Here is a 22,523-nt window from a genome sequence, read left to right as displayed (position 1 = left end):
CGCTCGCGGGGGTCTAGCCGCACGAGTGACCTCAACGTAGCCGCTTCGGAAAATCCGCTCAAGATGAAAGAACTGCCGTTGTAACGACTCACGAGGTAGCTATTACGTGTGACGTAAGTCGCTCCCTCGTCGGATCAAGGCTTACGCCGGGTGACAAAATCGTCTGAATTTAAGCGTTCGCAAACGTCAATTTACATACGAAGACGATTGTTACAGACGCGTCTTTTTAGTACCAACGTTCGTATTCGACGTGAAATCGCAGCGGCGCTTAAGCGGACGTTTTTCATGCGGAGAAAATACCGCTTATCGCCCGCCTTCAATCTCCGGCATCGGCGCGAATAGTGCATCGAGGTCGTCGTCGGAAAACTTCGCGGCGCCGGCGGCATCTTCGGAAAGAATGCTGTCGGCGAGCCCCGCTTTCTGCTCCTGCAATTCCACGATCTTTTCCTCGATGCTGCCCGCCGCGATCAGCTTGTACACAAACACCGGTTTGTCCTGACCCAGCCGATGCGCACGGTCAGTCGCCTGATTTTCGGCGGCGGGATTCCACCAGGGATCGTAGTGAATGACGGTGTCGGCGGCGGTCAGATTCAGCCCCACGCCGCCCGCCTTCAGGCTGATCAGGAACAGCGGCACCTCGCCTTGCTGGAATCGCTGCACGGGCGTGACGCGATCGGTCGTGTCCCCGGTCAGCAGCACGTACGGAATCGCCGCTTCGTCGAGCGCCTCGGCGATCAGCGCCAGCATGCCGGTGAACTGCGAGAACAACAGCACGCGGCGCCCTTCGTCGATCAGTTCTGGCAGCATGGAGAGCAAGAGATCGAGCTTGGCCGAGCGCATCGCACGCGTGGCCTTGTCGGCCTTGTCTGCCTTGTCCGCTCGCTGTGCTTTAGTGCGCCGTTCGTCCGACTTTTCCGGCGACTGTTCTGCCTCGCCGCCCGTTCTAAGCATCCTGACGAGGCGCGGATCGCAGCACACCTGCCGCAGCTTCAGCAACGCGTCGAGCACGATGATGTGACTACGCGCAAGCCCCTGCGCGCTGACCGCAGCGCGCACTTTCTCCTGCATGGCCGTGCGCACGGTTTCGTACAGATCGCGCTGCGCGCCCTCCAGATCCACCGAACACACGATGGTGGTCTTGGCCGGCAATTCTTTCGCGACCTCGTCCTTGCGACGTCGCAGCATGAACGGCCGGATGCGCCGCGCGAGCAACGCACGGCGCACGCCGTCGCCGTTCTTTTCGATCGGATTGCGCCAGCGTTTGGTGAAATCTTTCTGGCTGCCGAGAAAACCCGGCAGCAGAAAATCGAATTGCGACCACAGTTCGCCAAGGTGATTCTCGAGCGGCGTGCCCGTCAAACACAGCCGATGCCGCGCGCGCAACCCACGGATCGCCTGCGCGGCCTTGGTGCTGGCGTTCTTCACGTACTGCGCTTCGTCGAGAATCAGCAGATGGTAGTCGTGCTCGGCGAGCACTTTCTGATCGCGCCACAACAACGCGTAAGTGGTCAGCACCAGTTCGTGTTCGCCGATCTGCTCGAAGCGCTCCTTGCGTTGCGGGCCGTTCAGCGCCAGTACTTTCAGATCGGGGGCGAAGCGCCGCGCTTCCTCGCGCCAGTTATGCACGAGCGTGGTCGGCACGACGATCAACGCGGGCCGGGTCAGCCGCCCGGCTTCTTTCTCCACGACGATATGCGCGAGCGTCTGCACGGTTTTACCCAGCCCCATGTCGTCGGCGAGCACACCGGCAAGATCCTGTTCGCGCAGAAACTGCATCCAGTTGAGACCCTGCTGCTGGTAAGCGCGCAACTCCGCTTTCAGGCCAACCGGCACCGGCACCTCGCGCAATCCCGGTCCCGCCTGCAGACGCTGCGCCAGTTGGCGCACCGAGTCGTCGCCGTGGAATTGCCAGCGGCCCGTGCTGTTCAACGCTTCCAGCCGGCCGGCGTCGACGGCGGGCACGCGTAGCGGCGCACCGTCGGCCAGGGTGCCGCCGAGTGCGTCGAACAGATCGACCAGCACGCGCACCACCGGTTTCAGGCGGTCGGCGCGCAGCCGCAAACGCTTGTTTTCCTCGGTCTTCAGCTCGATCGGTTCGTGGTCGGCGATCGTTTCGAGCGCGCCGCTCAGCCAGCGCCGGTCGCGCCGGAACAGGTCGGCGAGCAGCGGTTCGAGCCGCACGTTGCGCTCGCCGATGCGGATGCCCATCTCCAGATCGAACCAGCCGTCGCCGGCCTGATGCGCGGTGCCGTCGATCGCGTCGATCTCGATCACGTTGTAGCGGAACGCCGGCGCCATCGTGACGCGCCAGCCTTTGGCGACGAGATCGGGCACGGCGTCGTTGACGAAGCCGGACCACGCGTCGGCATCGGGCAGCCCGAGCATCGTGTCCGGCAGCAGACGCGACGCGTAGACCCGGCTGGTCGGCACTTTCTGCAAACCGGTGCGACGCAGTTCGAGCAGGCGCTTCTTTTCGGCCTCGTAACGGCGGCGGATATGAATCACGTCGCCGCCGGGCATCGGCACCAGCGTGACGTTGCTGTCCACATTGATGCTGACGCCGTCGTAATCGAAGCTCACGCCGGCCAGTTCGACCGCCTCGGTTTTACGCATGGCGCCCTTACCCGCCGACGGCAGCGTGTGGCTGTTCAGCGTCAGGACCGGCACGGGATCGACGTCGATCACGCGAATCGCGGAAGCGTCGTGGGTAGGCGGCAATGGCAGGTCCGGCGCGATCTCGCGCAATACCGACGCGACCAGCGGCGCTTCGGCAAGCGAGATGGGCGGCATGGCGAGGTAATCGGGCAACTGCTGGAACGGTAGCGAGGACTGCACGATACCGGCTTCGTTCGCGACGCCGTCCACGTACCAGACCGGCTCGGTCGGCAACACCATGCTGGCGCGCGGCTCGGTGCACAGCACGGGCCGCAGGCGTTCGTCGGCGAGCGGCTCCCATTCGATCCGGCCTGGCCGGTCGACGCCGCGCGACAGCGGCGCCGGTCCTTCGCGACCGGGCGCGGGCCTGAATTCGAAGAACAGACGGCCGGTCGCGATCAGCTTCTGCAACATCTCGGCGCCGCTGGTGCCGCGCAGGATGAACTGGCCGAAGTCCTCGCGCGAGCGGCCGAGCCACAAGCCGCGCAAGATCGACAGGTCTTCGTCGGAGACGAATTTGGGTTGCTTGAGCAGCGCGGCTTCGACGTTGGCCCACGGTTCGTCGACTTCGAATACCGTGCCGTCCGGATTGCAGCGCGCACGGTACAGCACGACCTCGTGGCGCATGTGGAAGTTGGACCAGTTCAGCAGATAGGCGAGCGTTTGACTGCGCGCGGCGGCGGCTTTCTGGGCGTCGGCATCGGCGGCTTCGGCGCGCGCGCGGAAACGCTCGAGCCAACTGACCAGTTCGGGGCGCACGCCGGCGGCCGGCGTGGGCGCCATGGTCGATTTTTCGGCCGGGTCCGCCGACGGATAGGCTTCGCCGTTGTCGTCGAGATTCACGTTGGTGATGTGGTCCATCTCGTCGTGATAGTCGAGCTCGGCCAGCAGCAGCGCGGCCACATGCTTGCAATCGCGACCCACCGGGCAGCTGCAATCGCTCTGCGCCCACGGCCGGCCGCCGTCGGTGCGAAATCGCACGCGGGTTTTGTACGGTAGCGGGCGGGTGCCCTGCACGTTGCCGCTCAAGGAATCGCCGTGCCACTTCACATTTGTGACGGCGCCGACCGAGCGCGCTTTGGCAACGGTGTGATGACCGAGCCATTCCGTAATCCGTTCCCGATCAAAGAAAACTGACGACATCAGGGTCCATCCCGGGGTTCATCTGTTCTGGCAAAGGCGCGGACGGCTGGGTGCGGAGTGCGTGTTTGCGTGAAAAGCGGCTGATGTCCACGCAAGTGGCGCTGCGGCGCAGGTCGCTGCCGGTTGCCTGTGGTAACCGGCCATTTTACGCGGTGACGGGCTTGCGCTGTGGCGGGCGCTTTGCATTGAGGCAAGTGTCGGTGCGGCGGGGTAACGGCAGGCGGGTTGACGCAACTGCAGGCGAGCTTCGGCACGCGCAGGCGAACTGCGGAGAACGCGGCCGGCCAATCACTCTTGCGCAACGGGATCGGCTGTGGCGCCCACGAGCACGTCCACATCCGCCGCCGCCAACGCTTGCCCGAGCGCCGGCGCGGGCGGCTGATCGGTAACCAGCAGATCGACCGCGTCGGGCCCGAAGGCATGCACCAGCGCGCTATGCCCGAACTTCGCGTGATCCGCCGCGACGAGCCGGCGTTCCGCCTGGGCGAACGCCGCCTGCGCAAACGCCACGTCCGCGGGTAGCGCGTCCATGAAACGCGCCTGCAGGTCGATGGCGGTCACCGACACGATCGCGTAGCGCACGTGAAACTGGCGCAGAAAGGCCAGCACGCTATCGCCGAACGCGGCGGAGTCGTCGGCGCGCAATTCGCCGCCCGCGATGAAAACGCGGTTGCCGTTGCGCGCGCTCAGCACTCGGGCGACTTCGATCGAATTGGTCACGACCGTGAGACGCGAGCGCGCGGCCAGCGCCTCGGCGATACGCAGACAGGTCGTGCCGCCTTCGATAATCAGCGACTCGCCGTCGCGTACCAATTCGGCGATACGCGCGCCGATCGCGCGTTTGCCGTCGAGGCTCGCCACCATGCGGCGCTGGAACGGCGGCTCGTCGAGACGCTCGGGCAGCATCACGCCGCCGTGGACCTTGATCAACTGGCCTTCCGCGATCAACGGCTTGATAGTGCGGCGAATGGTTTCGTCCGAGACGTCGAAACGGGCGGCCAGATCGGTGATCGTGCAGGTGCGCTCGTCGCGGACGAGTCGCAGGATTTCGGCTTGGCGCTGATTGGAGAACATGACGGTGAGGACAGAGAGTGAACGATGGAGTCTAGCAAATACAACAATTCTCACCAGCTTACTTCAACGCATATCCACATAAAACCACGTTCAACTCCCGATGCGTCAATTCCCCTTAACCTCGGCCAACAATTCCGGATGCTGATCGAGGACTTTCAACAGTTTCACCAGCGCGACCGGCGGCTTGGTTTTGCCGTTTTCATAGCGCGAGAAAGCATTGACGCCGCCGCCGAAAATCTCCGCCGCCTCACGCTGATCGAGTTGCAGTTTCTTGCGCACCGCGGCGATAAACGCCGGATCGACTTGCGACGCGTTCACCTGTTTGTTGAACGCCAGCATCAGTTGGCCGGTGCGGGTCGCCTCGTCCAGCTTCAGCACGGCCTCACCGCAGGCCGGGCAGTATTCGCCGACGACAGCGTCGAACACCGTCGCCTCGCCTTTATAGACGTAACGCATGTCGCGACTGTCCCTGACCAGCTCGGCCGCACCGCAGTTCGGACATTTCATGCTCACCACTCCTTGAACGATACGACCAGTACATCCTCGACCACGGTCAGCTTCAAATAGATCGCGCCGGCTTTCGTCGTCGGTCGATAGACGTCTTGCCAGATGCGATGGTCTGCGTGGGTGGTCATGCTTTTATAAAAGTCTCGTGCTTCAAGTTCCAGGACAGTCGCCACCAGTTCTGCCGGCCCGACGTTGAGCGCGGCCGCGCCTGCAAGAGCGGACTGCGTAATTCTGACTTTCCTTTCGCGCACCAGGTTTCTCACGACCGACAGCTTGCAATGAGGCGTGCCTTTTTCCACGAGGCCTCCGTTTTATATTAACCTACTTGGTTATAAAGCGATAGCAAAAGCTTCGCTTTTCGGTGCACGCGCAGCGGTATTTTAGTGCGGGGAAAGTCACATAAATCGTTGCTTTTTGCAAAATTTTGTCGCATTCTACAAACATTAAAACCACGTATATCAACACATGTCCACACCCATTCCTTCCCACGCTCGTGTCGTCATCATTGGCGGCGGGATCATCGGCTGCTCGGTGGCCTACCATCTGACCAAGCTGGGTTGGACCGACGTCGTGCTGCTCGAACAAGGTCAGTTGTCGTGCGGCACGACCTGGCACGCAGCGGGCCTCGTCGGCCAGTTACGCGCGCAGGAAAGCATGACGAAGCTGATCCGCTACTCGACCGCGCTCTACGCCGAGCTCGAAGCCGACACCGGCCTCGCCACCGGCTGGAAGCAGTGCGGCTCGTTGTCGGTAGCCCGCACGGCCGAGCGGATGACGCAACTCAAGCGCACCGCCGCCGTCGCGCGCGCCTATGGCGTGGCGTGCGACGTGATCGGCCCGCGCGAAGCCGGCGACCTGTGGCCGGTCATGCGCACCGACGACCTGCTCGGCGCCGTGTGGCTGCCCGGCGACGGCAAGGCGAATCCCACCGACCTGACTCAGGCGCTGGCACGCGGCGCCCGCACGCGCGGCGCGCGCATCGTCGAAAACACCCGCGTGACCGCCGTCCACGCGCGCGCGGAGCAAGGCGCCCGGGCGAACGGCGCGCGCGAGGTCAGCGGCCTCGCGTGGCGCACCAAGGAAGGCGAAGAAGGCACGCTCGGCGCCGACATCGTCGTGAATTGCGCGGGCCAGTGGGCCAAAGCCGTGGGCCGCCTGTGCGGTGTCACCGTGCCGCTGCATTCGGCCGAGCATTACTACATCGTCACGGAGCGCATTCCCGGCGTGCATCCGGACCTGCCGGTCATGCGCGACCCGGACGGCTTCATCTACTTCAAGGAAGAAGTGGGCGGCCTTGTGATGGGCGGCTTCGAGCCGGACGCGAAACCGTGGGGCATGAACGGCATCCCCGAGAACTTCGAATTCCAGCTGCTGCCCGACGATTGGGACCAGTTCGAAATCCTGATGGAAAACGCGCTGCAACGCGTGCCCGCACTCGAAACGGCGCAGGTCCGGCAGTTCTACAACGGCCCCGAATCGTTCACGCCGGACAACAACTTCATGCTGGGCGAGGCACCGGAATTGCGACGCTTTTTCGTCGGCGCCGGGTTCAACTCGATGGGGATCGCGTCGGCGGGTGGCGCGGGCATGGCGCTCGCCGAATGGATCGTCGCAGGCGAACCGACCATGGACCTGTGGCCGGTCGATATCCGCCGCTTCGCGCGTTTCAACGGCAACGACACGTGGCTGCATGATCGCGTGAAGGAAACGCTCGGCCTGCACTACGCGATGCCCTGGCCGAATCGCGAACTCGACAGCGCGCGGCCGTTCCGCCGTTCGCCGCTGTATGGGCCGTTGCGCGACGACGGCGCGTGTTTCGGCAGCAAGATGGGCTGGGAGCGCGCCAACTTTTTCGCGCCGACGCCCGCCGAGGCCAAGATCGATTACGCGTTCGGTCAGCAGAACTGGCTGCCTTGGAGCGGCGCCGAGCACCGCGCGTGCCGCGAGGGTGTGGCGCTGTTCGACATGACGTCGTTCTCCAAATTTCTCGTCAAGGGACGCGACGCGCGAGACGTGTTGCAAGGCCTCGTCGCAAACGACGTCGACGTGCCGCCCGGCACCACCGTGTACACCGGCATGCTCAACGAGCGCGGCACCTACGAGTCGGATTTCACGCTGACGCGTCTCGCCGACGACCAGTACCTGCTCGTCACCGGTACCGCGCAAACCACGCGCGACTTCGACATGATCGACAAGGCGATTCCGCGCGATAAACACTGCACGCTGGTCGACGTGAGCGGCCAATACGCGGTGCTCGCCGTGATGGGGCCGCGTTCGCGCGAGTTGCTGCAGAGCGTGTCGAAAGCGGACTGGCGCAACGAAGCGTTTGCCTTCGGTCAGAGCCGCGAGGTCGATCTCGGTTATGCGACGGTGCGCGCCACGCGGCTCACCTACGTCGGCGAACTCGGCTGGGAGTTGTATGTGCCGGTCGAATTCGCGCTCGGCGTGTACGAGACGCTGCATGCGGCGGGTCAGGCGTTCGGTCTCGTCAACGCCGGTTACTACGCGATCGACTCGCTGCGGATCGAGAAAGGGTATCGCGCATGGGGCCGCGAACTGACGCCGGACACGAATCCGTTCGAAGCGGGCCTGTCGTTCGCGTGCAAGCTCGATAAGGACATCCCGTTCCGCGGCCGCGACGCCCTGTTGAAACTGCGCGCCGAACCGCTGCGCCGTCGGATGGTCGTCCTGACCGCCGACGGCGCCGCCGATCGCATGCTGTGGGGCGGCGAAGCGATTCTGCGGAATGGCGAGCCGGTCGGCTTCGTGAGTTCGGCGGCATTCGGCCACACGCTCGGCTGTCCAGTCGCGATGGGCTACGTGAATCGTCCAGACGGCGTCGCGGACGCCGCGTATCTGAGCGGTGGCACGTATGCCATCGACGTTGCCGGCGATCTGCTGCCGGCAACCCTGCACCTGAAAGCGCCGTATGACCCGCGTTCGGAACGGGTGAAGGGCTGACGTCCAGGCCTAACGTCCGCTCCGCGCCATGCTGGAAAACACCCCATCGCGGCGGATCAGGCCATGCAGCAGCGCCGCCGCGAGGTGCAGCAAAACGGTCGCGAATAACGCGAACGCGAGCCACGTATGCAACGCGCGCAGCAACGCGAACAACGCGACGTTATGCGGCGCGATCGGCGGTAGATGCAGCGGCAACGGATAACCCGCAGCCGACAGCATCGCCCAGCCGATCAACGGCATCGCCGCCATCAACGCATACAGCACGAGGTGCGACGCCTTGGCCGCGAAGCGCTGCGATGCGGCCATGTCGTCAGGCAGCGGCGGGCTGCCGCGCATGACGCGCACGCCCGCGCGCAGTACCACCAGCAGCAGCAACGCAATGCCGAGCGGTTTGTGAATCGCGATCAGCGTGCCATGGGCGCGCGAAACGGTCGCGACCATTCCCACGCCGATAAACAGCATCGCGATGATCAAAGGCGCCATGAGCCAGTGCAACAGGCGCGCGAGCGGACTGAAATGGGTACGCGTCGGCGTCATGAGCGGTCTCCGTTGGCCTGGGTTCGGTGCAGCGCGGGCTGCAATGCTTCTTCGCGAGTGCGGCGTTGATACGACACCGCGTACGCCGCCGAGCGCGCGGCGAGCAGCGGATCGTCGGAGGGCTTGATGCCGGACGGCAGAACGGTCGGATCGAAATTGACGTCGCGGCACGTGCCGTCTTCCTGCGACGTCGTGCGTTCGAGCACCAGCGTGCCGGCGTCGATATGCTGACGATCGTCGGGCCATTGCAACGTGGCGTCGCCGGTCGGGTCGCCCGGTTGCGCGACGGTCAGAATCAGATGCCAGCGCAACGGTCCGCTGTCGAGGCGCTGATTCAGATCGGCCGCGAGATAGTTCCTGGCGGCCTTTTGCGCGTCGGTAATCGGCGCATACGGCAAGTCGGGCACCATCGCCCAACGCACCGCACGCGTATTACCCGCGCGGTCGGTGAAGAGAAACGCATTGATGCCGTAATACGCGCCATTGGCCAGACTCGACGAAGGCGGATGCCCCTTTACCCACGCCTGAAACGGCTGGGTCTCGGGATTGGCGGCGTAGAACGCCTTGAGCTTGGCGGGGTCCGGTTTGCCGGTCGCCGGATCGGGTTTGGCGGCCAGTAACTGCTGATAAAACTGCTCCGGCGTATGCACCGCGAACACGGGTGTCGAGTTCATACCGGTGCGCCACTGTTCGCCGTTGGGCAACTGGAACAGCAAGGCCAGGCTGCGCACGGGCGTGCTCGTATCCGGCGCGGACGGATTGCCGCCGGGAATCGCGAAGCGTCCCGTGACCGGCGTGCGGCCGGGTTTGAAAACAGCAGCGCTCGACAGCACCGTGCCGTCGCCATTGCTATCGAAATAGCCCTCCACGCACAGGCCTTTCGCATGATTGCGCCGGTAGCCCGGGTGTGGCTGCCCGGCGGCGGCCTGGAACGTGTCGATGATGCGCGAGGTGGTCAGACGCGCGGGACTCAGCCAGCCCGCGGTGTACGCGAAACCGCCGGCGAGTACCGCCACGACAGCGCCGATCGCGGCGAGCCGGCACGGCACGCAGACTGGGCCGGAAAGGGGAACGGGGGGTTTGGGCACGAAGCCTCCTGGTTACCTGGATAGATGCACTGATCGGCTAACACGCAATTCAGCGATCTATTCCAGTCGACTTCCGGCGCGCCCGTTCGATCGTCGCGCCGGTAGCCGGCACGTTCAATTGGCGCTGCCCGACTCCACGGTGCTGCTCGCGACGCCGCCGGTGTCGGCCGCACGAGCGGCTTCGGCCGCCAGCGCCTGCTTATGCTGCTGGACCTGTTGCGCGAAGATGGGGTTCACTTCGGGATACGACGTATCGGTCACGTAGTTCAGGCCGTTCTGTTGCGCCTCGATCAATTCCTGGTAGACCTGAGCGCGCGTCTTGGCTTGTGCGAAAGCGCCCGACGAGGTGGCGAGAATAGCAACGGACAAAGCGGCGAAAGCGATCTTCTTCATGATGAACTCCTGGGAGTGTTGTGCGGGTTTGCATGAGGGAGAACCACGCGTTGCGGGCTTTTATTCCTGCGTTCACGCTCGATAAAAAACAAATTTTCAGGTGGGAATAAAACGCGCCGCGAGCGGGTTAGCACGCGTCGCCGCATGCAAAAAACACCCAAATAAAAATGGCGCGCGCATCATGGGGAATCCATGGAATAAACGCGCCTTATGCTGTGTTCGCCTCCTCGATAGCCGAGCTTCGGCACACCTTCGACGCACACCGACACCATGAACTCGACCCACGCCCCGCCCGACTCGCCGCTGTCCGAAGCCGACATTCAGGCCTATGCCGACGGCACCCTGACGCCGGAACGCGCCGCGTTTCTGCGGGACTATCTGGGCAAGGAACCGGCGGAGGCGCGCCGGGTAGCGTTTTATGGCCGGCTCAATGCACAGATTCAGGCCGCCTTTCAAACCACCGACGAACCGGCACCGGAGCGCACCAAGGCCGCACGCGAGGGCTCACGCGGCGAACGCGAGCGCGCGAACGGGGCGATGCGCCCCAACCGCCTCCTCAACACGCTGGCGGCGCTCTTCCTGACGGTGGCGGCCGCGAGCGGCTGGCTCGCCGCCTCGCAGGTGTCCGCAACGGCGCTCGACAACGCCGCGGTGATGGCATTGGCCGAAACCGCCGCCACGCCGTTTGCCGCGACGTCGCCGACCCGCGCCGACCCGGCCGCGCCGAATCTGTCGGGCATCGGCCTGCGGCTGGTCGACCAACGGGTGTTGTCGCTCGGGCCATTTCAGCGCGCCAGCGAATTCGTCTATCTGAACCGCGACAACCAGCCGGTGGTGCTGATCTCGACGCTGGCGCTGCTGGCGCCGGACCGGCCGCAGTGGGCCGCGCGGCGCATCGGCGATCTGCGGCTGCTGGGCTGGACCGCGCAGCGGCAACGTTTCGTGGTCGCCGGCGACGCCCGCACCCACGGCCTGATGCGCGCCGCCGACGCCATGACCCTGCGATGAGCACGCCCGCTTCTCACTTTTATGCAACGCGACGGAATAAACTCCGTCCAGGCGTGTTAGCCCTGGAATACGGCCGGCAGCACGCTCGACGCGCGCCGGCTTTCCGCCTCACACAAGCCCCACGATTGGGATGAACCATGGATGTCCGTGACGAGTTGATGGAGCATGTGCCGCGTTTGCGGCGCTATGCGCGGGCGCTGATCAACAATCGCGACCTCGCCGACGATCTGGTGCAGGACACGCTAGAGCGCGCGCTCGGCCGCACCGGCATGTTCCAGCCGGGCACCGATCTGCGCGCGTGGCTGTTTACGATCATGCACAACGTTTTCGCCAATCAGGCGCGCAAGGCGTCGGCACGCGCCGTTCACGTGGCGGTCGACGACGATAGCGTCCACGAAAGCGAATTCGCGGTGCCGTCCGACCAGACGCGTTCGCTGGAAATGCGCGATCTCGATTACGCGCTGCAACGTCTGCCGATGGAACAGCGCGAAGTCGTGCTGCTCGTGGGCCTCGAGGAAATGAGCTATGCCGACGTGGCGCTCGCGTTGAATATTCCGCTCGGCACGGTGATGTCGCGTCTGTCGCGCGGCCGCGAGCGGCTGCGGGCGTTGATGGCGGGCACGCAGCCCGGCGCGAAACTACAGGTGGTGCGATGAACGATCAATCTATGCCGATCGGCGAAGAAGACCTGCACGCCTACGTGGACGGCACGCTGTCCGACGAACGGCGTGTCGAGGTGGAGCGCGCGCTCGAACAGAGCCCCGAACTGGCCGCGCGCGTCAGCGATTATTTCTCGCTCAACAGCATGTTCCACGAGCGCTATGACCGCGTGCTGAACGAACCCGTGCCGAAACGACTGCAGGCGCCCGCGCCGCGCCGCTGGCGCATGGCCGCCAACTGGCCGCAGTTCGCGGGCATGGCGGCGGCGCTGGTGCTGGGGATCGGTATCGGCGTGGGCACGCATATGGGCCAGGACGTGGTCATGCCGATGGGCGCGAGCCATTCGGATACGCGTCCTGTCAGCGCGGACAGCAGCGAAATGTTCGCGCGCCAGGCGGCGATCGCGCATGTGGTGTATATGCCCGCGGTCGACCGCCCGGCCGACATGAATGCCGACCATGAGCAGGACTTCGTGCAATGGCTGTCGAACCGGCTCGGCACCAACGTGCATCCGCCGGTGCTGTCGAAGAGCGGCTTCGATCTGTCGGGCGGCCGGCTGTTGCCCGGCGCCGATGGTCCGACCGCGCAGTTCATGTATCGCGGGCCGAACGGCGAGCGCGTGACGCTGTGCATCTCGCATCGCAAGGTGAATTCGAACACCACCGCGTTCAAGCTGTATCAGGACGGGCCGGTGAACGTGTTCTACTGGGTCGACGGCGACTTTGGTTATGCGGTGTCGGGTGGAATCGATCGTAAACAGTTGCTGCAGCTGTCGCACGATGTCTATTCACAGCTGACAGGAGCCACGCCGGGTTGAGGGTGGGCGCCCTCAACCGCCCGACCCGCTGCCACGATCGAGCGACGCCGCGCGCATCGCTTCGCCCGGATTCGTGAAGAACTGCTGACGCAGTTGCGTGACCTGCGCGTCACGTTGCTGCGCCGGCAAATTCTGTTTGTCGATCTGCGCGCGCTGATTGGCGTAGTCCGCATAGCGCGCCTGCCAGGCGTTGTCGGCCTGCTGCATTTTCACCGCGCGTTCCGCCGCTTCGGGCCCCAGCGTTTGCGTGATCTGCGCTCGCATTGCGTCGAGCGAGCCGCCCGGCTTCTGTGCCTGCGCTTGCGCCTGACTCAGTGTGTCGAGAGCGGCCTGCTGCTGACGGATGCGCTCGTGCGCGGCGCGCACTTCGGGTGGCAACGCGGCATCCAGCGCCGCGAGCCGGGCCGCTTTCTGCGCATCGCTCAATGAAGCATCCGACGCGATTCTCAGGCGTGCCAGATCCGTGTGTTGCTGCTGCGACTCCGCGCCGAAGAATGGCGTGTTCCATTCGCCCATGAGCCGCGTGCCCAACGCGTCGCGCTGATCGAGTTCGAGTTGCAACGCGTCGAGATTCGGCCGGGCGCCGGTCGGTGACGGCGACGGCGACGATGTCTGCGGCAGCTTGCCCACTGCGCTCAGATAGGCGTTGTAGCGTTGCCAGACGTTGAGCGCTTCGTCCGCGGCCGGTGTGCCGTCGAGTTGGGCGGCGATCTGCCGACGCACTAACGCGTCGAGCGTCGTGGCGGGAATTTCGTTTTGCGTCGTCAGGAAGTAGTCGAAGAAATCGCGCACCGCACGTGTGCGCGCCAGACGACCGTGACCGTCGGTAGGCAAACGCGGCGGCGACGAGCCGTCGAGCGACGCCGGCAGCGCCCCCGCCGCCGACGCGTTCGCAGCTTGCCCCAACGCAGGCGCCGTCTGCGCGACGCGGCCCGCCTGCCCTGCCTGCGCTATCGTCTGCTGAGGCACGGTCGGCGCGCGATTCACCCACAGTGCCGCGCCGGCCGATATAACACCGACCGCGACATAGGCGACCCATTGCTTGCGCGCACCGCCTCGCTGCCGTTCGTCTTGCGCCATCCGCTCAAACGCCTTGCGTCTTCAGCCGGTTTGCCTGGGTGCGGATCACCGCGACCGGGTCTTCCGCATTCGCGCCGCGCACGCCGAGCAGCTGGTTGATCTCGTCGAGATGGTTCCACTTGTAGCGGGTGCCGAGCACTTTGCCGTAGAGCGCGCTGCATACGGAGACAAGGCCGTCGTTCTGCCCCGACTGGCGGGTCAGCATCACCGTGCCGGTGCCGTACAGCACGAGCGTCGACGGGTCCAGCACGTTCGCCGAGTCGATCAGCGCGACGCTGGTGTCGGTGGCGCCGGGAATGCCGAGTACCGACGTCGGCTGAATCGCGCTACCCGCCCACGAGTACAGCAGATGCGTGTTGCCGTTGACGGTTTCCGTCGCCGCGCCCGTTTGACACGAGCCGGGCGCGCCGAGTCCGGCGCTCGGATAGCGCGTGTTGAAGGCCGCCGCGTTTGCGGTGGTCAGCGTTTGCAGCGCGGCTATCGCATTCTGATTGGTATTGTTGGTGCTGCTCGTCAGGATCCCGAAGATGTTCGCGAATGCGCCGATGATCGGTGTGGACAGACCCGTCGGGTCCTTCTGCAACACGCCTTCAACAAAGTCCGCGAATTCCGAGCCGCGATGCGGCGTACCGATGGTCGTGACCGAAGCGACGAGGTCGGGCGCGACCGCCGCGACGTAGCGCGAAGTCAGGCCGCCCTGGCTATGGCCGATCAGGTTGACCTTCTGCGCGCCGGTGGCCGCGAGCACCTGTTTCACGTAGGCGAGCAGTTGTTCACCGCGTCCGTTCGGACCGTCGTCGCTTTGAAAGCCCGACATATTCGCTACGTACACGGTGGCGCCATGCTGCTGCAGATCGGCTTGAATGCCGTACCAGTAGTCGAGCACGCCGAGGTATTTGTCGGTGCCCGCAAGACCGTGCACGAGAATGATCGGATAGCGCGTGGCCGCGTAATTGTCGGTACTCGCGTTAGCCGTTGCGGTCGCGGCGACCGCGCGCGCCATGCCGGCCGGCGTGGCGAATGTGAGCAGCAGTGCGAGCGGCGCCTGAGTCAGTGCAGCGGCCATTGCCCAGGCGACAAAGCGGGAACCCTTCGATTTCGACATGTACGGCCTCCGGTTGCAAAGTCCCGGTATTTAGCGATACAAATCGATCGACGGCAATAGAGCGCGAACTCCAAACCCCGCATGCTGCAGTGCGATTCGAACGTTTATCGCGCTGTTGCAATGCGGCGGGCATTTACGGTGGAAATGCCGACAATGCTGCCTGAATTCGCACTTGACTTGACGAGCTCGCGCGGCGTGACACCCAGCAAACGGACCATCCAATGCGCCATGTGACTCTGATGCGCAAAGCCCGTTTCCAATGCGATCTGACTCGCGCCGAGCTTGCCTTGCAGCAGTAGCGAGCGGGCCCGCTCGACGCGCCGCTGCACCACGTACCGATGCACCGGCATGCCGAGCGTCTCGCGAAACAGCACTTTGAAATGCGGCACGCTCAACTCTGCCAACGCGGCCAGTTCGCCGAGCGTGAGGCGCTGATCGAGATGCGCTTCGATGAAATCGATCACGCGCGTGGCCATGACCGGCGCGAGCGTGCGGCGCTTGTCGTCGAGCGTGGGCGCGCCGCCGATCAGGCGCACCACCATCGCCGTGCAAAGGCTTTCGGCATACAGCGGATCGGAGGCTTCGTCGGCTTCGAGTTCGGCGCGCAATGCCCACGCCAGATGCTGAAAACGCGGATCGCGCAGCTGGAATTGCGGCCGAAGCTGCGCGTCGGCGGACTTCAGGGCCAACTGCTCGACGGTACGCCGCGCGAACGCTTCGCCGATCCACACGCTGAAAATCGTGCACGGCGATTCGTCGGTCCACTGCCCGTCGAGTCCGGCCGGAATCACGTCCGCGTCGCCGTGTGCCTGGATGCGCGAGGAACGGCGTTCGTTGCATAGGCAACGCGCCCGCACCGGCGCGCCGACATGCACGCCCACCCGATGATGTTTGAACGCCGGCACCCGATGCAGCCCGGCCGACACATTCACCAGTTCCGCACCGAAGCCCTGCCAGCCCAACTGATGGCTGGAACGCAAGGCGATGCGGGAGCCGCTGTGCGCTAGCGGTATCGGTGTCACGGCATTCATTGCGTGCCTCGTGGAGGGTGGCCTGGGTGGGTGCATTGTGCGGGTTTTTTCGCGGCGGCGCTCGGCCCTACGCGATCCCGTTCGCGTGTTGCGACGCCGCAATGCACACCATCATCCGAATCTGCGCAATGCGATCCCACCCTGCGCGTTTTTCAAACGCTGTCTCTCTAGGATGACGCCATGCAACCGATCCACACACCCTTGCATGGGACCAGGAGAGATCAACATGTTCGTGATTTTTGGAGCCGCCGGCCAGGTCGGCAGAGTAACGGCGACAGTTTTGCGCGAAGCGGGTCATGCGGTGCGCGCGGTGGTCCGCGATCGCCTGCAAGGCGAGCCGCTCGCGCGGATCGGCTGCGAGATCGCGTTTGCCGATCTGCTCGATACGGCGTCGGTGGCGCGCGCGATCGAAGGCGCGTACGCGGTGCAGATCTTGTGTCCGGTGCCGCGCGCGCACGCCGATCCGGCGGCCGAAATGCGGCGCATGATCAATTCGAGCGTCGACGCGCTGGAGGCGAATCCGCCGCAACGCGTTCTCGCGCTATCCGACTACGGCGCGGAACACGCAAGCGGCACGGGCATCTCGACGCTGTTTCACTACTTCGAAGCGCAACTGCGAGCCGTCGATGCGCAACTGACTTTCCTGCGTTCCGCCGAGCACATGCACAACTGGACGCGCATGCTGCCTTTGATGCTCGCGCGCGGTGTGCTGCCGAGCCTGCATCATCCGGTGAGCAAGCGGTATCCGACCGTCGCCGCGCAGGACGTCGGTGCGCTCGCCGCCGAACTGCTGCTCGACGACCGCGCGCTGAACGTGTCGCCGCGCGTGGTGAGTATCGAAAGCGAGCGGCGCGTCAGCACGTCGGAGGTCGCGCGCACGGTCGGTGAATTGGCGCACAGCCATGTGATCGCGCGTGAAGTGCCGCGTGGCGAGTGGCACGCCATGCTGCAAGCGGCCGGTCTCGGCGAGCAGCACGCGCGGTTGATCGTCGATCTGTACGACGCGCATAACGCCGGGCGGATCGACGTCGAAACGGACGTCAGCGAACGGTATTTCGGGGCGACGACGCTGGCGCAGGCATTGGCGGCGATGTTGCCGGCAGCGGTGACGGCGGCATCCACCACGGTTTCGCGCTAAACAGCGCGCGTCAAGAGAGACAGCATGCATACCTGCCCTTTGCTGCACGCATCGATGAAGTCGCGCGCGTCCGCGAAATACGGAACGCTACTGAAACGCGCATACGGACAAACGAACCCGCGTCGCTGGCTGGCGCTATCGGTCGGTCTGTTGGGATGGCTGGGCTGGCACGCGCTGCGGGATGTGCTCAACGCCATTCCCGACAGCAACGACGACTTCGGCCTGTTCTGATCGCGTAGAGGCAAAAACGCCGGCCGCCGTGTTTCACCAACGGCGGCCGGCGCGCATGAACCGCTTATTCGTTCTCGTCGAAGTAGTGGCCGAACTTGACCTGCTTCGTGCGGATATAACGCTCGTTTTCCTCACGCATCGGAATCGCCAGCGCCACCCGTTCGCAGACCGGAATACCGTGCTTCGACAGCGTGTCGAACTTCTCCGGATTGTTGCTCATCAGACGCACCGAGGTGACCTTCAACGTGCGCAGAATGCCGGCCGCCGAATCGTATTCGCGCGAATCGTCCGGCAGACCGAGATCGAGATTGGCCTCGACCGTATCGCGTCCCTGCTCCTGCAGCGCATACGCGCGGATCTTGTTCGACAGACCGATGCCGCGGCCTTCGTGACCACGCAGATACAGCAGCACGCCGCAGCCTTCGGCCGCGATATAGCGCAGCGCGAGGTCGAGTTGTTCACCGCAATCGCAACGGTAGGAGCCGAGCACGTCGCCGGTCAGGCATTCGGAATGCAGACGCGTCAACACGGACGACTGGTTGGAGACGTCGCCCATCACGAGCGCGAGATGTTCCGCACCGCTTTCGCACACGCGAAACACGTACGAGGTGAACGTGCCGTAGCGCGTGGGGAGCGTGGCGGTGGCATCGAGAATGACGCATTCGCCGTTGTTGAGTGCGCCGTCTGCTGCGGGCGACGGATCGTGAGACGTGAGCATGGCGTTAGACAGTGGTGCTGACATGAACCCGATCAACTGGGAGATTAGATATGAGACAGGAGTTTATCGCTAAACGGCATGGCGCATCGTAAGCCCATGCGGATCGCACGGATGCGCCTTGGTGTGCTGGACCGCGCTGACCGATAGAACGCCTGACGCGCCACAGGTATTCCCGGGTACCCCGATAGCGCGCCACGCCTATACTGGAATGGCCTGTCCCTCACGACAGCACGCCACGCCGGCATGCTGCACTGCGAAACGGAGCCGCTCCATGACAAGCGTTGCACAGCTGCTTAAAACTAAACCTGACAACACCGTCGTCTTTACGGTCGGGGCCGACGATTCCGTCTACGACGCCATCAAGCTGATGGCCGAAAAAGGGATTGGCGCCCTGGTCGTGACGGACGGCGACGGCATCGCCGGCATCGTCACGGAGCGCGACTATGCGCGCAAGGTCGTGCTGATGGACCGGTCGTCGAAAGCCACGCCGGTGCGCGACATCATGAGCAAAGCGGTGCGCTTCGTCCGCCCCGACCAGACCACCGACGACTGCATGGCGCTCATGACCGAGCGCCGCATGCGGCACTTGCCGGTGATCGAGAACGATCGCCTGATCGGCATGGTGTCGATCGGCGACCTGGTGAAGAACATCATTGCCGAACAGCGGTTCACCATTCAGCAGCTCGAGTTCTATATTCACGGCGAGCGGCCCTAGGAAAACCGCTGGCGCACCCACTCGCCGCCGCTAAAACCGGAGCGCAAAAAAAGCCCAATCCTTCAAAAGGTTGGGCGAAGCTACCTTGCGGCAGCGGAGGTTCTTTGAACTGGGTTCACGCGGCGCGTGACCCGATCGTCGGGTCGCGCTCGCGAATTCACGTCTACGTCTTTGCACCGTCGAAGCTGAAACGCTTCGCGATGTCGTGTACGCCGTCGCTGACGGCGCACACCCTGCTAATCCTGCAACGGCTTTAACGCTTTAACGTCTTTGATTCCAGACCACGCGGGCCGATCAGTTACCGAAATACACCGACTTCGAACCCGACATCGGCTGCACCACGCCGCCCGCTTGCGATGAACCGCTCACCGCGCCACCGTAACCGCTGGTATCCGCAACCGGTTCCTGGGTTTGCGCGACTGCCGGGTTCTGTGCGTCGACGCGACGCTCAGCGGCCTGAATGTCGGCCGGATACGTCGGGTCGCTGCTGTTCGCCGGGTTGTAGCCGGCCTGTTCCAACTGGATCAACTGGTTGCGAACGTCGGCGCGGGTCACCGGTTGCTGGCTCGCTTGAGCGAACGCTGCGACAGGAGCGGCGAGAACGACTGCGATGGCGACTGCCTTGATGAGCGACTTCATGATGGCTTACCTCCAGACTTGGTTTTTTGGCTTCGCCCGTCACACGTTGTGAGAAGCGAGTGATCCAAGTCTAGACAGCCAATCGTCTCGGGAAAACCCTTAATTGCGAGATACATAATTGTTGATTTCGCAAGAATGCGCGATGAATTCCCGAAAAGCCGACGCGATGTTTCACTCTTACCGTAATAATTGTCGGAATCGTAACACTTTGTGTCTGACGTTTCGAAACGCTTCCGAACCGGGCGCCTTGACCGGTGCTCATTGCCAGGCGGTCATTTTTTCGCCCGCTTCGGCGCAACGGTCTGCGCCGGCAACAGTAGTTTTCGCGGCCCGCTGACGAACGCGCTGCCAGGTTCGAAAAACCTCAGTGGCCGATGCATCTCACGCGACAAGCCAATGCGCGTCGTCACGCCGACCGGCGTCTCGCCACGCTCGATCGCACCGATCCACAAGTCGCGGCCACTACATAGATCACAGCCATTGAACGACGGCCCGATGCCGAGCGCGGTAGTCAGCCGCCCCGGCCCGCGGGCGAGGTCGCGCAGCGGCACGCCGGGGCGGCGCGCTTCGATCAGCGGCAAACCTTCGAGCGGCTCGATCGCGCGGAACAGAATCCCCGCGCCGATCTCTTCCGCTTCCGCCGACATGTTGAGCATGTACGACACGCCGTACGTCAGCCGCACATAGGCAAAGCCCGGCGCCAGAAACATCGGCAGGTTGTAGGGACGACGGCCGATAAACGCGTGACTCGTCGAATCGCCGAGAGGATACGCTTCGGTTTCGACGATCCGGCCGCTAATGCGCCCTTCCGGCAAATCGCGCACGAGATATTTGCCGATCATGAAACGCGCCAACTCGACCGTGTCGAGCGGTAATTCGTCACGAAGCAATGGCACGATGGGTAGCAACGGTTTTCGCATGCGGTCGACCTTGTTTTGAATGCGCGGCGCACTGACTCCGGCACGCTGGCGCGATAAGCCGCAGTCAGCAATACGACGCCATCGGCCTGTTGCGATCGGCCGATTCGTTGTACCAGAACCTCATTTCCTGGCACCGTCGCATTCACCATGGCACTAATTGGAGTATCGTGTGTTTCCGGCCCGCGGCACAGCCCTTGAGGCCTTGCGCGTGGCACGGTTAGCCTGAATCAGCAGGCAGTTTGAAAGCCTTCGCACGACCCGCAGCACCGTTCCATTCAGTGTCGATCCCGATGTATCCGCAGGCGAAGGTCACATCCCCATCCGGGGATCGTCGTATCCATGACAACAGGAGAAAGTTGAATGAAAGCATTCACGGCAATCAAGATGGTCGGCGGCGCGCTGATCGTTCTGGCGTCCCTCAATGCGTATGCGCAAAGCAGCGACGCGACGGCTGCGGCCCCGATGGCTGCATCGTCGGCGCCGTCCGCCAAGCAAACCAAGGCAGCGAACCGCGCGCTCGGCCGCAAGGTCCGCAGCGCCCTGTCGAAGACCAAGGGCCTGAGCGTCAACAACATCACCGTGCGCGCGCGCGGCGGTGCAGTGACCCTGGCCGGCACGGTGCCTGAGCAGCAACAGGTCGACCTGGCAACGACGGCCGCGCAAGGCGTGGCTGGCGTGACGTCGGTCAAGAACGCACTGACGATCCGTCCGGTCGGCCAGTAAGCGTCGTCGAGCCGTCGCCGGCTCTACGCGGGCGCCAATGCGTTACCACAACGCATTGGCGCCCGTTTCCGTTTATGAGTCGTCGAAACGTCCATGCAAAGATTCTGCCGCGGCCCAATCACCTCACGATCAAACACTAGCTGCAAAAACTATCCTTTATAATTTAATGCGTTAGAGCGGTTTGTTGACACGATGCGTTAGCATTTGCGCCCGCTTCAAGATCCAGACGGCGGCCGTGCGCCCCGTTCCATGCAAGCATCGAAAAGGAAGCCCGAATGACCACGCCCGCGACCGTTTTGCCCCGCTGGACCATTGCCGCGCCGTTCGTCGCGTGGATCGTGCTCGGGCTTGCCTATGCGCTGCCGGGCAACGGCCTGCTGCTCGCGCTGGTCGGCGTGGCGCTGTGCGCCGCGGTGTTCACCGCGGTTCATCACGCGGAAGTGGTCGCGCATCGCGTCGGCGAACCGTTCGGCACGCTCGTGCTGGCGGTGGCCGTCACGGTGATCGAGGTCGCGCTGATCGTCTCGGTCATGCTCACCTCCGGCCCGGAAAAAGCCGGACTCGCGCGCGACACGGTGTTCGCGGCGGTCATGATCGTCTGCAACGGCATTGTCGGCATTTGCCTGCTGGTGGGCGGCATCCGGCATCGCGAGCAGGATTTTCAGAGCCGCGGCGCGTCGGCCGCGCTCGCCGTGCTGGCGTCGCTGTCGGTGCTGACGCTCGTCATGCCGAACTACACGACCACTAGCGTCGGCCCGATCCTGTCGCCTTCGCAACTGGCTTTTGCCGGCGTGTCGTCGCTGGTGCTGTATGGCGTGTTCGTGTTCGTGCAGACCGTGCGGCATCGCGATTACTTTCTCGCCGATGCGTCGGACGAAGACGTTCACGCGTCGCCGCCGAGCGTCGGCGTCGCGCTCGCGGCCGGCGGCTTGCTGCTGGTGTGCCTTGTCGCTGTCGTGCTGCTGGCGAAGATCCTGTCGCCGATCGTCGAAACCGCGGTACAGAACGCGGGCGCGCCGGCGGCGGTGGTGGGTATCGTGATCGCGGCGCTGGTGTTGCTGCCCGAAGGGCTCGCCGCCGTGCGCGCGGCGCGCGCCGATCGTTTGCAGACCAGCATGAATCTCGCGCTCGGTTCGGCGCTCGCCAGTATCGGCTTGACGATTCCGACCGTCGCCGCGGTATTTCTGTGGAACGGCCAGCCGCTCATGCTCGGCATCGACGGCAAGGAAACCGTGCTGCTGATCCTCACGTTGCTGGTCGGCACGCTCACGCTGAGCAGCGGGCGCACCACGATTCTGCAAGGCGCCGTGCATCTGTCGCTGTTCGCGGCGTATCTGTTCCTGTCGTTCGCGCCTTGATGCTTCGGCCTGACGCTTGGAC

At 64.2% G+C, this 22,523-nt stretch carries 23 protein-coding genes; 10 read left to right on the top strand and 13 right to left on the bottom strand.

Annotated elements, in window-relative coordinates; all coding sequences use genetic code 11:
• Window positions 1-303 precede the first annotated feature (303 nt).
• The 4 genes from B0G83_RS23375 to B0G83_RS23360 form a co-directional block, all read right to left on the bottom strand.
• On the bottom strand, window positions 304-3,798 hold the full coding sequence (locus B0G83_RS23375; RefSeq protein ID WP_105509764.1) for a DEAD/DEAH box helicase: 3,495 nt from the start codon (window positions 3,796-3,798) through the stop codon (window positions 304-306).
• A 288-nt stretch (window positions 3,799-4,086) separates the two neighbouring features.
• Window positions 4,087-4,872, bottom strand: coding sequence for a DeoR/GlpR family DNA-binding transcription regulator (locus tag B0G83_RS23370; protein WP_105509763.1), 786 nt, complete (start codon window positions 4,870-4,872; stop codon window positions 4,087-4,089).
• 105 nt (window positions 4,873-4,977) lie between these two features.
• Window positions 4,978-5,379, bottom strand: coding sequence for a type II toxin-antitoxin system MqsA family antitoxin (locus B0G83_RS23365; RefSeq protein ID WP_105509762.1), 402 nt, complete (start codon window positions 5,377-5,379; stop codon window positions 4,978-4,980).
• A 2-nt stretch (window positions 5,380-5,381) separates the two neighbouring features.
• Complete coding sequence (locus B0G83_RS23360; RefSeq protein WP_105509761.1) at window positions 5,382-5,678, bottom strand: type II toxin-antitoxin system MqsR family toxin; 297 nt, start codon at window positions 5,676-5,678, stop codon at window positions 5,382-5,384.
• 166 nt (window positions 5,679-5,844) lie between these two features.
• Between B0G83_RS23360 and B0G83_RS23355 the strand changes: the two genes are divergently transcribed.
• Window positions 5,845-8,340 carry an FAD-dependent oxidoreductase gene (locus B0G83_RS23355; RefSeq protein WP_105509760.1) on the top strand — a complete coding sequence of 832 codons (2,496 nt, stop codon included), beginning with the start codon at window positions 5,845-5,847 and terminating at the stop codon, window positions 8,338-8,340.
• 9 nt (window positions 8,341-8,349) lie between these two features.
• Here B0G83_RS23355 and B0G83_RS23350 read toward each other — a convergent pair whose 3' ends face one another.
• From B0G83_RS23350 to B0G83_RS23340, 3 genes are all read right to left on the bottom strand, one after another.
• Window positions 8,350-8,877: a cytochrome b gene (locus B0G83_RS23350; RefSeq protein WP_105509759.1), complete on the bottom strand. Its 528-nt coding sequence runs from the start codon at window positions 8,875-8,877 to the stop codon at window positions 8,350-8,352.
• The gene (locus tag B0G83_RS23345; protein ID WP_105509758.1) at window positions 8,874-9,965 is read right to left on the bottom strand and encodes a catalase family peroxidase; all 1,092 of its coding nucleotides are present in this window, start codon (window positions 9,963-9,965) and stop codon (window positions 8,874-8,876) included. Before B0G83_RS23345 ends, B0G83_RS23350 begins: the two co-directional genes overlap by 4 nt.
• 114 nt (window positions 9,966-10,079) lie before the next feature.
• Entirely contained in the window at window positions 10,080-10,358 is a 279-nt protein-coding gene (locus B0G83_RS23340) for a DUF4148 domain-containing protein (RefSeq protein WP_035556826.1), read from the bottom strand.
• A 270-nt stretch (window positions 10,359-10,628) separates the two neighbouring features.
• Between B0G83_RS23340 and B0G83_RS23335 the strand changes: the two genes are divergently transcribed.
• From B0G83_RS23335 to B0G83_RS23325, 3 genes are all read left to right on the top strand, one after another.
• Window positions 10,629-11,366, top strand: coding sequence for an anti-sigma factor (locus tag B0G83_RS23335; RefSeq protein ID WP_105509757.1), 738 nt, complete (start codon window positions 10,629-10,631; stop codon window positions 11,364-11,366).
• Window positions 11,367-11,503: 137 nt separating this feature from the next.
• The gene (locus B0G83_RS23330; RefSeq protein WP_035556821.1) at window positions 11,504-12,022 is read left to right on the top strand and encodes a sigma-70 family RNA polymerase sigma factor; all 519 of its coding nucleotides are present in this window, start codon (window positions 11,504-11,506) and stop codon (window positions 12,020-12,022) included.
• A complete protein-coding gene (locus B0G83_RS23325; protein ID WP_105509756.1) occupies window positions 12,019-12,843 on the top strand; it encodes an anti-sigma factor in 825 nt (274 codons plus the stop codon). The genes B0G83_RS23330 and B0G83_RS23325 overlap by 4 nt, the downstream gene beginning before the upstream one ends.
• Window positions 12,844-12,855: 12 nt before the next feature.
• Here B0G83_RS23325 and B0G83_RS23320 read toward each other — a convergent pair whose 3' ends face one another.
• From B0G83_RS23320 to B0G83_RS23310, 3 genes are all read right to left on the bottom strand, one after another.
• On the bottom strand, window positions 12,856-13,923 hold the full coding sequence (locus tag B0G83_RS23320) for a lipase secretion chaperone (RefSeq protein ID WP_105509755.1): 1,068 nt from the start codon (window positions 13,921-13,923) through the stop codon (window positions 12,856-12,858).
• A gap of 4 nt (window positions 13,924-13,927) precedes the next feature.
• Window positions 13,928-15,028, bottom strand: coding sequence for a triacylglycerol lipase (locus B0G83_RS23315; RefSeq protein ID WP_105509754.1), 1,101 nt, complete (start codon window positions 15,026-15,028; stop codon window positions 13,928-13,930).
• A gap of 104 nt (window positions 15,029-15,132) precedes the next feature.
• The gene (locus B0G83_RS23310; RefSeq protein WP_105509753.1) at window positions 15,133-16,059 is read right to left on the bottom strand and encodes an AraC family transcriptional regulator; all 927 of its coding nucleotides are present in this window, start codon (window positions 16,057-16,059) and stop codon (window positions 15,133-15,135) included.
• A 226-nt stretch (window positions 16,060-16,285) separates the two neighbouring features.
• Between B0G83_RS23310 and B0G83_RS23305 the strand changes: the two genes are divergently transcribed.
• Together B0G83_RS23305 and B0G83_RS23300 are read left to right on the top strand one after the other, a co-directional pair.
• Window positions 16,286-17,197 (top strand): NAD(P)H-binding protein, encoded by a 912-nt coding sequence (locus B0G83_RS23305; protein ID WP_105509752.1) that lies wholly within the window; start codon window positions 16,286-16,288, stop codon window positions 17,195-17,197.
• A 24-nt stretch (window positions 17,198-17,221) separates the two neighbouring features.
• Complete coding sequence (locus tag B0G83_RS23300; protein ID WP_105509751.1) at window positions 17,222-17,428, top strand: hypothetical protein; 207 nt, start codon at window positions 17,222-17,224, stop codon at window positions 17,426-17,428.
• Window positions 17,429-17,492: 64 nt separating this feature from the next.
• Here the strand turns inward: B0G83_RS23300 and ribA are convergent, their stop codons facing one another.
• Window positions 17,493-18,146 carry a GTP cyclohydrolase II gene (ribA, locus tag B0G83_RS23295; RefSeq protein WP_105509750.1) on the bottom strand — a complete coding sequence of 218 codons (654 nt, stop codon included), beginning with the start codon at window positions 18,144-18,146 and terminating at the stop codon, window positions 17,493-17,495.
• A gap of 271 nt (window positions 18,147-18,417) precedes the next feature.
• Here ribA and B0G83_RS23290 point away from each other — a divergent pair, with 271 nt between their 5' ends.
• Together B0G83_RS23290 and B0G83_RS38705 are read left to right on the top strand one after the other, a co-directional pair.
• Entirely contained in the window at window positions 18,418-18,861 is a 444-nt protein-coding gene (locus B0G83_RS23290) for a CBS domain-containing protein (RefSeq protein ID WP_105509749.1), read from the top strand.
• A gap of 104 nt (window positions 18,862-18,965) precedes the next feature.
• Window positions 18,966-19,118, top strand: coding sequence for a hypothetical protein (locus B0G83_RS38705; RefSeq protein WP_181157044.1), 153 nt, complete (start codon window positions 18,966-18,968; stop codon window positions 19,116-19,118).
• A gap of 37 nt (window positions 19,119-19,155) precedes the next feature.
• Here B0G83_RS38705 and B0G83_RS23285 read toward each other — a convergent pair whose 3' ends face one another.
• The gene (locus B0G83_RS23285) at window positions 19,156-19,500 is read right to left on the bottom strand and encodes a DUF4148 domain-containing protein (RefSeq protein WP_105509748.1); all 345 of its coding nucleotides are present in this window, start codon (window positions 19,498-19,500) and stop codon (window positions 19,156-19,158) included.
• Between the two features lie 272 nt (window positions 19,501-19,772).
• Window positions 19,773-20,420, bottom strand: coding sequence for a DNA-3-methyladenine glycosylase (locus B0G83_RS23280; RefSeq protein ID WP_105509747.1), 648 nt, complete (start codon window positions 20,418-20,420; stop codon window positions 19,773-19,775).
• 360 nt (window positions 20,421-20,780) lie between these two features.
• On the opposite strand from B0G83_RS23280, the gene B0G83_RS23275 reads away from it, so the two are divergent.
• The gene (locus tag B0G83_RS23275) at window positions 20,781-21,143 is read left to right on the top strand and encodes a BON domain-containing protein (RefSeq protein WP_105509746.1); all 363 of its coding nucleotides are present in this window, start codon (window positions 20,781-20,783) and stop codon (window positions 21,141-21,143) included.
• 275 nt (window positions 21,144-21,418) lie between these two features.
• Window positions 21,419-22,501, top strand: coding sequence for a calcium:proton antiporter (locus tag B0G83_RS23270; RefSeq protein WP_105509745.1), 1,083 nt, complete (start codon window positions 21,419-21,421; stop codon window positions 22,499-22,501).
• The last annotated feature ends 22 nt before the right edge of the window (window positions 22,502-22,523 follow it).

The organism is Paraburkholderia sp. BL21I4N1 (assembly GCF_002973525.1).
Lineage (GTDB): Bacteria > Pseudomonadota > Gammaproteobacteria > Burkholderiales > Burkholderiaceae > Paraburkholderia.
Note: the sequence above shows the minus strand (reverse complement) of the source record. Positions and strands in the feature narration are given on the sequence as shown.

Excerpts from the sequence above, each read along its gene's own strand:
- B0G83_RS23375 (WP_105509764.1), bottom strand. The coding sequence starts at position 3,798 with ATGTCGTCAGTTTTCTTTGATCGGGAACGGATTACGGAATGGCTCGGT.
- B0G83_RS23370 (WP_105509763.1), bottom strand. The coding sequence starts at position 4,872 with ATGTTCTCCAATCAGCGCCAAGCCGAAATCCTGCGACTCGTCCGCGAC.
- B0G83_RS23365 (WP_105509762.1), bottom strand. The coding sequence starts at position 5,379 with ATGAAATGTCCGAACTGCGGTGCGGCCGAGCTGGTCAGGGACAGTCGC.
- B0G83_RS23355 (WP_105509760.1), top strand. The coding sequence starts at position 5,845 with ATGTCCACACCCATTCCTTCCCACGCTCGTGTCGTCATCATTGGCGGC.
- B0G83_RS23350 (WP_105509759.1), bottom strand. The coding sequence starts at position 8,877 with ATGACGCCGACGCGTACCCATTTCAGTCCGCTCGCGCGCCTGTTGCAC.
- B0G83_RS23340 (WP_035556826.1), bottom strand. The coding sequence starts at position 10,358 with ATGAAGAAGATCGCTTTCGCCGCTTTGTCCGTTGCTATTCTCGCCACC.
- B0G83_RS23335 (WP_105509757.1), top strand. The coding sequence starts at position 10,629 with ATGAACTCGACCCACGCCCCGCCCGACTCGCCGCTGTCCGAAGCCGAC.
- B0G83_RS23330 (WP_035556821.1), top strand. The coding sequence starts at position 11,504 with ATGGATGTCCGTGACGAGTTGATGGAGCATGTGCCGCGTTTGCGGCGC.
- B0G83_RS23325 (WP_105509756.1), top strand. The coding sequence starts at position 12,019 with ATGAACGATCAATCTATGCCGATCGGCGAAGAAGACCTGCACGCCTAC.
- B0G83_RS23320 (WP_105509755.1), bottom strand. The coding sequence starts at position 13,923 with ATGGCGCAAGACGAACGGCAGCGAGGCGGTGCGCGCAAGCAATGGGTC.
- B0G83_RS23315 (WP_105509754.1), bottom strand. The coding sequence starts at position 15,028 with ATGTCGAAATCGAAGGGTTCCCGCTTTGTCGCCTGGGCAATGGCCGCT.
- B0G83_RS23310 (WP_105509753.1), bottom strand. The coding sequence starts at position 16,059 with ATGAATGCCGTGACACCGATACCGCTAGCGCACAGCGGCTCCCGCATC.
- B0G83_RS23305 (WP_105509752.1), top strand. The coding sequence starts at position 16,286 with ATGTTCGTGATTTTTGGAGCCGCCGGCCAGGTCGGCAGAGTAACGGCG.
- B0G83_RS23300 (WP_105509751.1), top strand. The coding sequence starts at position 17,222 with ATGCATACCTGCCCTTTGCTGCACGCATCGATGAAGTCGCGCGCGTCC.
- ribA (WP_105509750.1), bottom strand. The coding sequence starts at position 18,146 with ATGCTCACGTCTCACGATCCGTCGCCCGCAGCAGACGGCGCACTCAAC.
- B0G83_RS23290 (WP_105509749.1), top strand. The coding sequence starts at position 18,418 with ATGACAAGCGTTGCACAGCTGCTTAAAACTAAACCTGACAACACCGTC.
- B0G83_RS23285 (WP_105509748.1), bottom strand. The coding sequence starts at position 19,500 with ATGAAGTCGCTCATCAAGGCAGTCGCCATCGCAGTCGTTCTCGCCGCT.
- B0G83_RS23280 (WP_105509747.1), bottom strand. The coding sequence starts at position 20,420 with ATGCGAAAACCGTTGCTACCCATCGTGCCATTGCTTCGTGACGAATTA.
- B0G83_RS23275 (WP_105509746.1), top strand. The coding sequence starts at position 20,781 with ATGAAAGCATTCACGGCAATCAAGATGGTCGGCGGCGCGCTGATCGTT.
- B0G83_RS23270 (WP_105509745.1), top strand. The coding sequence starts at position 21,419 with ATGACCACGCCCGCGACCGTTTTGCCCCGCTGGACCATTGCCGCGCCG.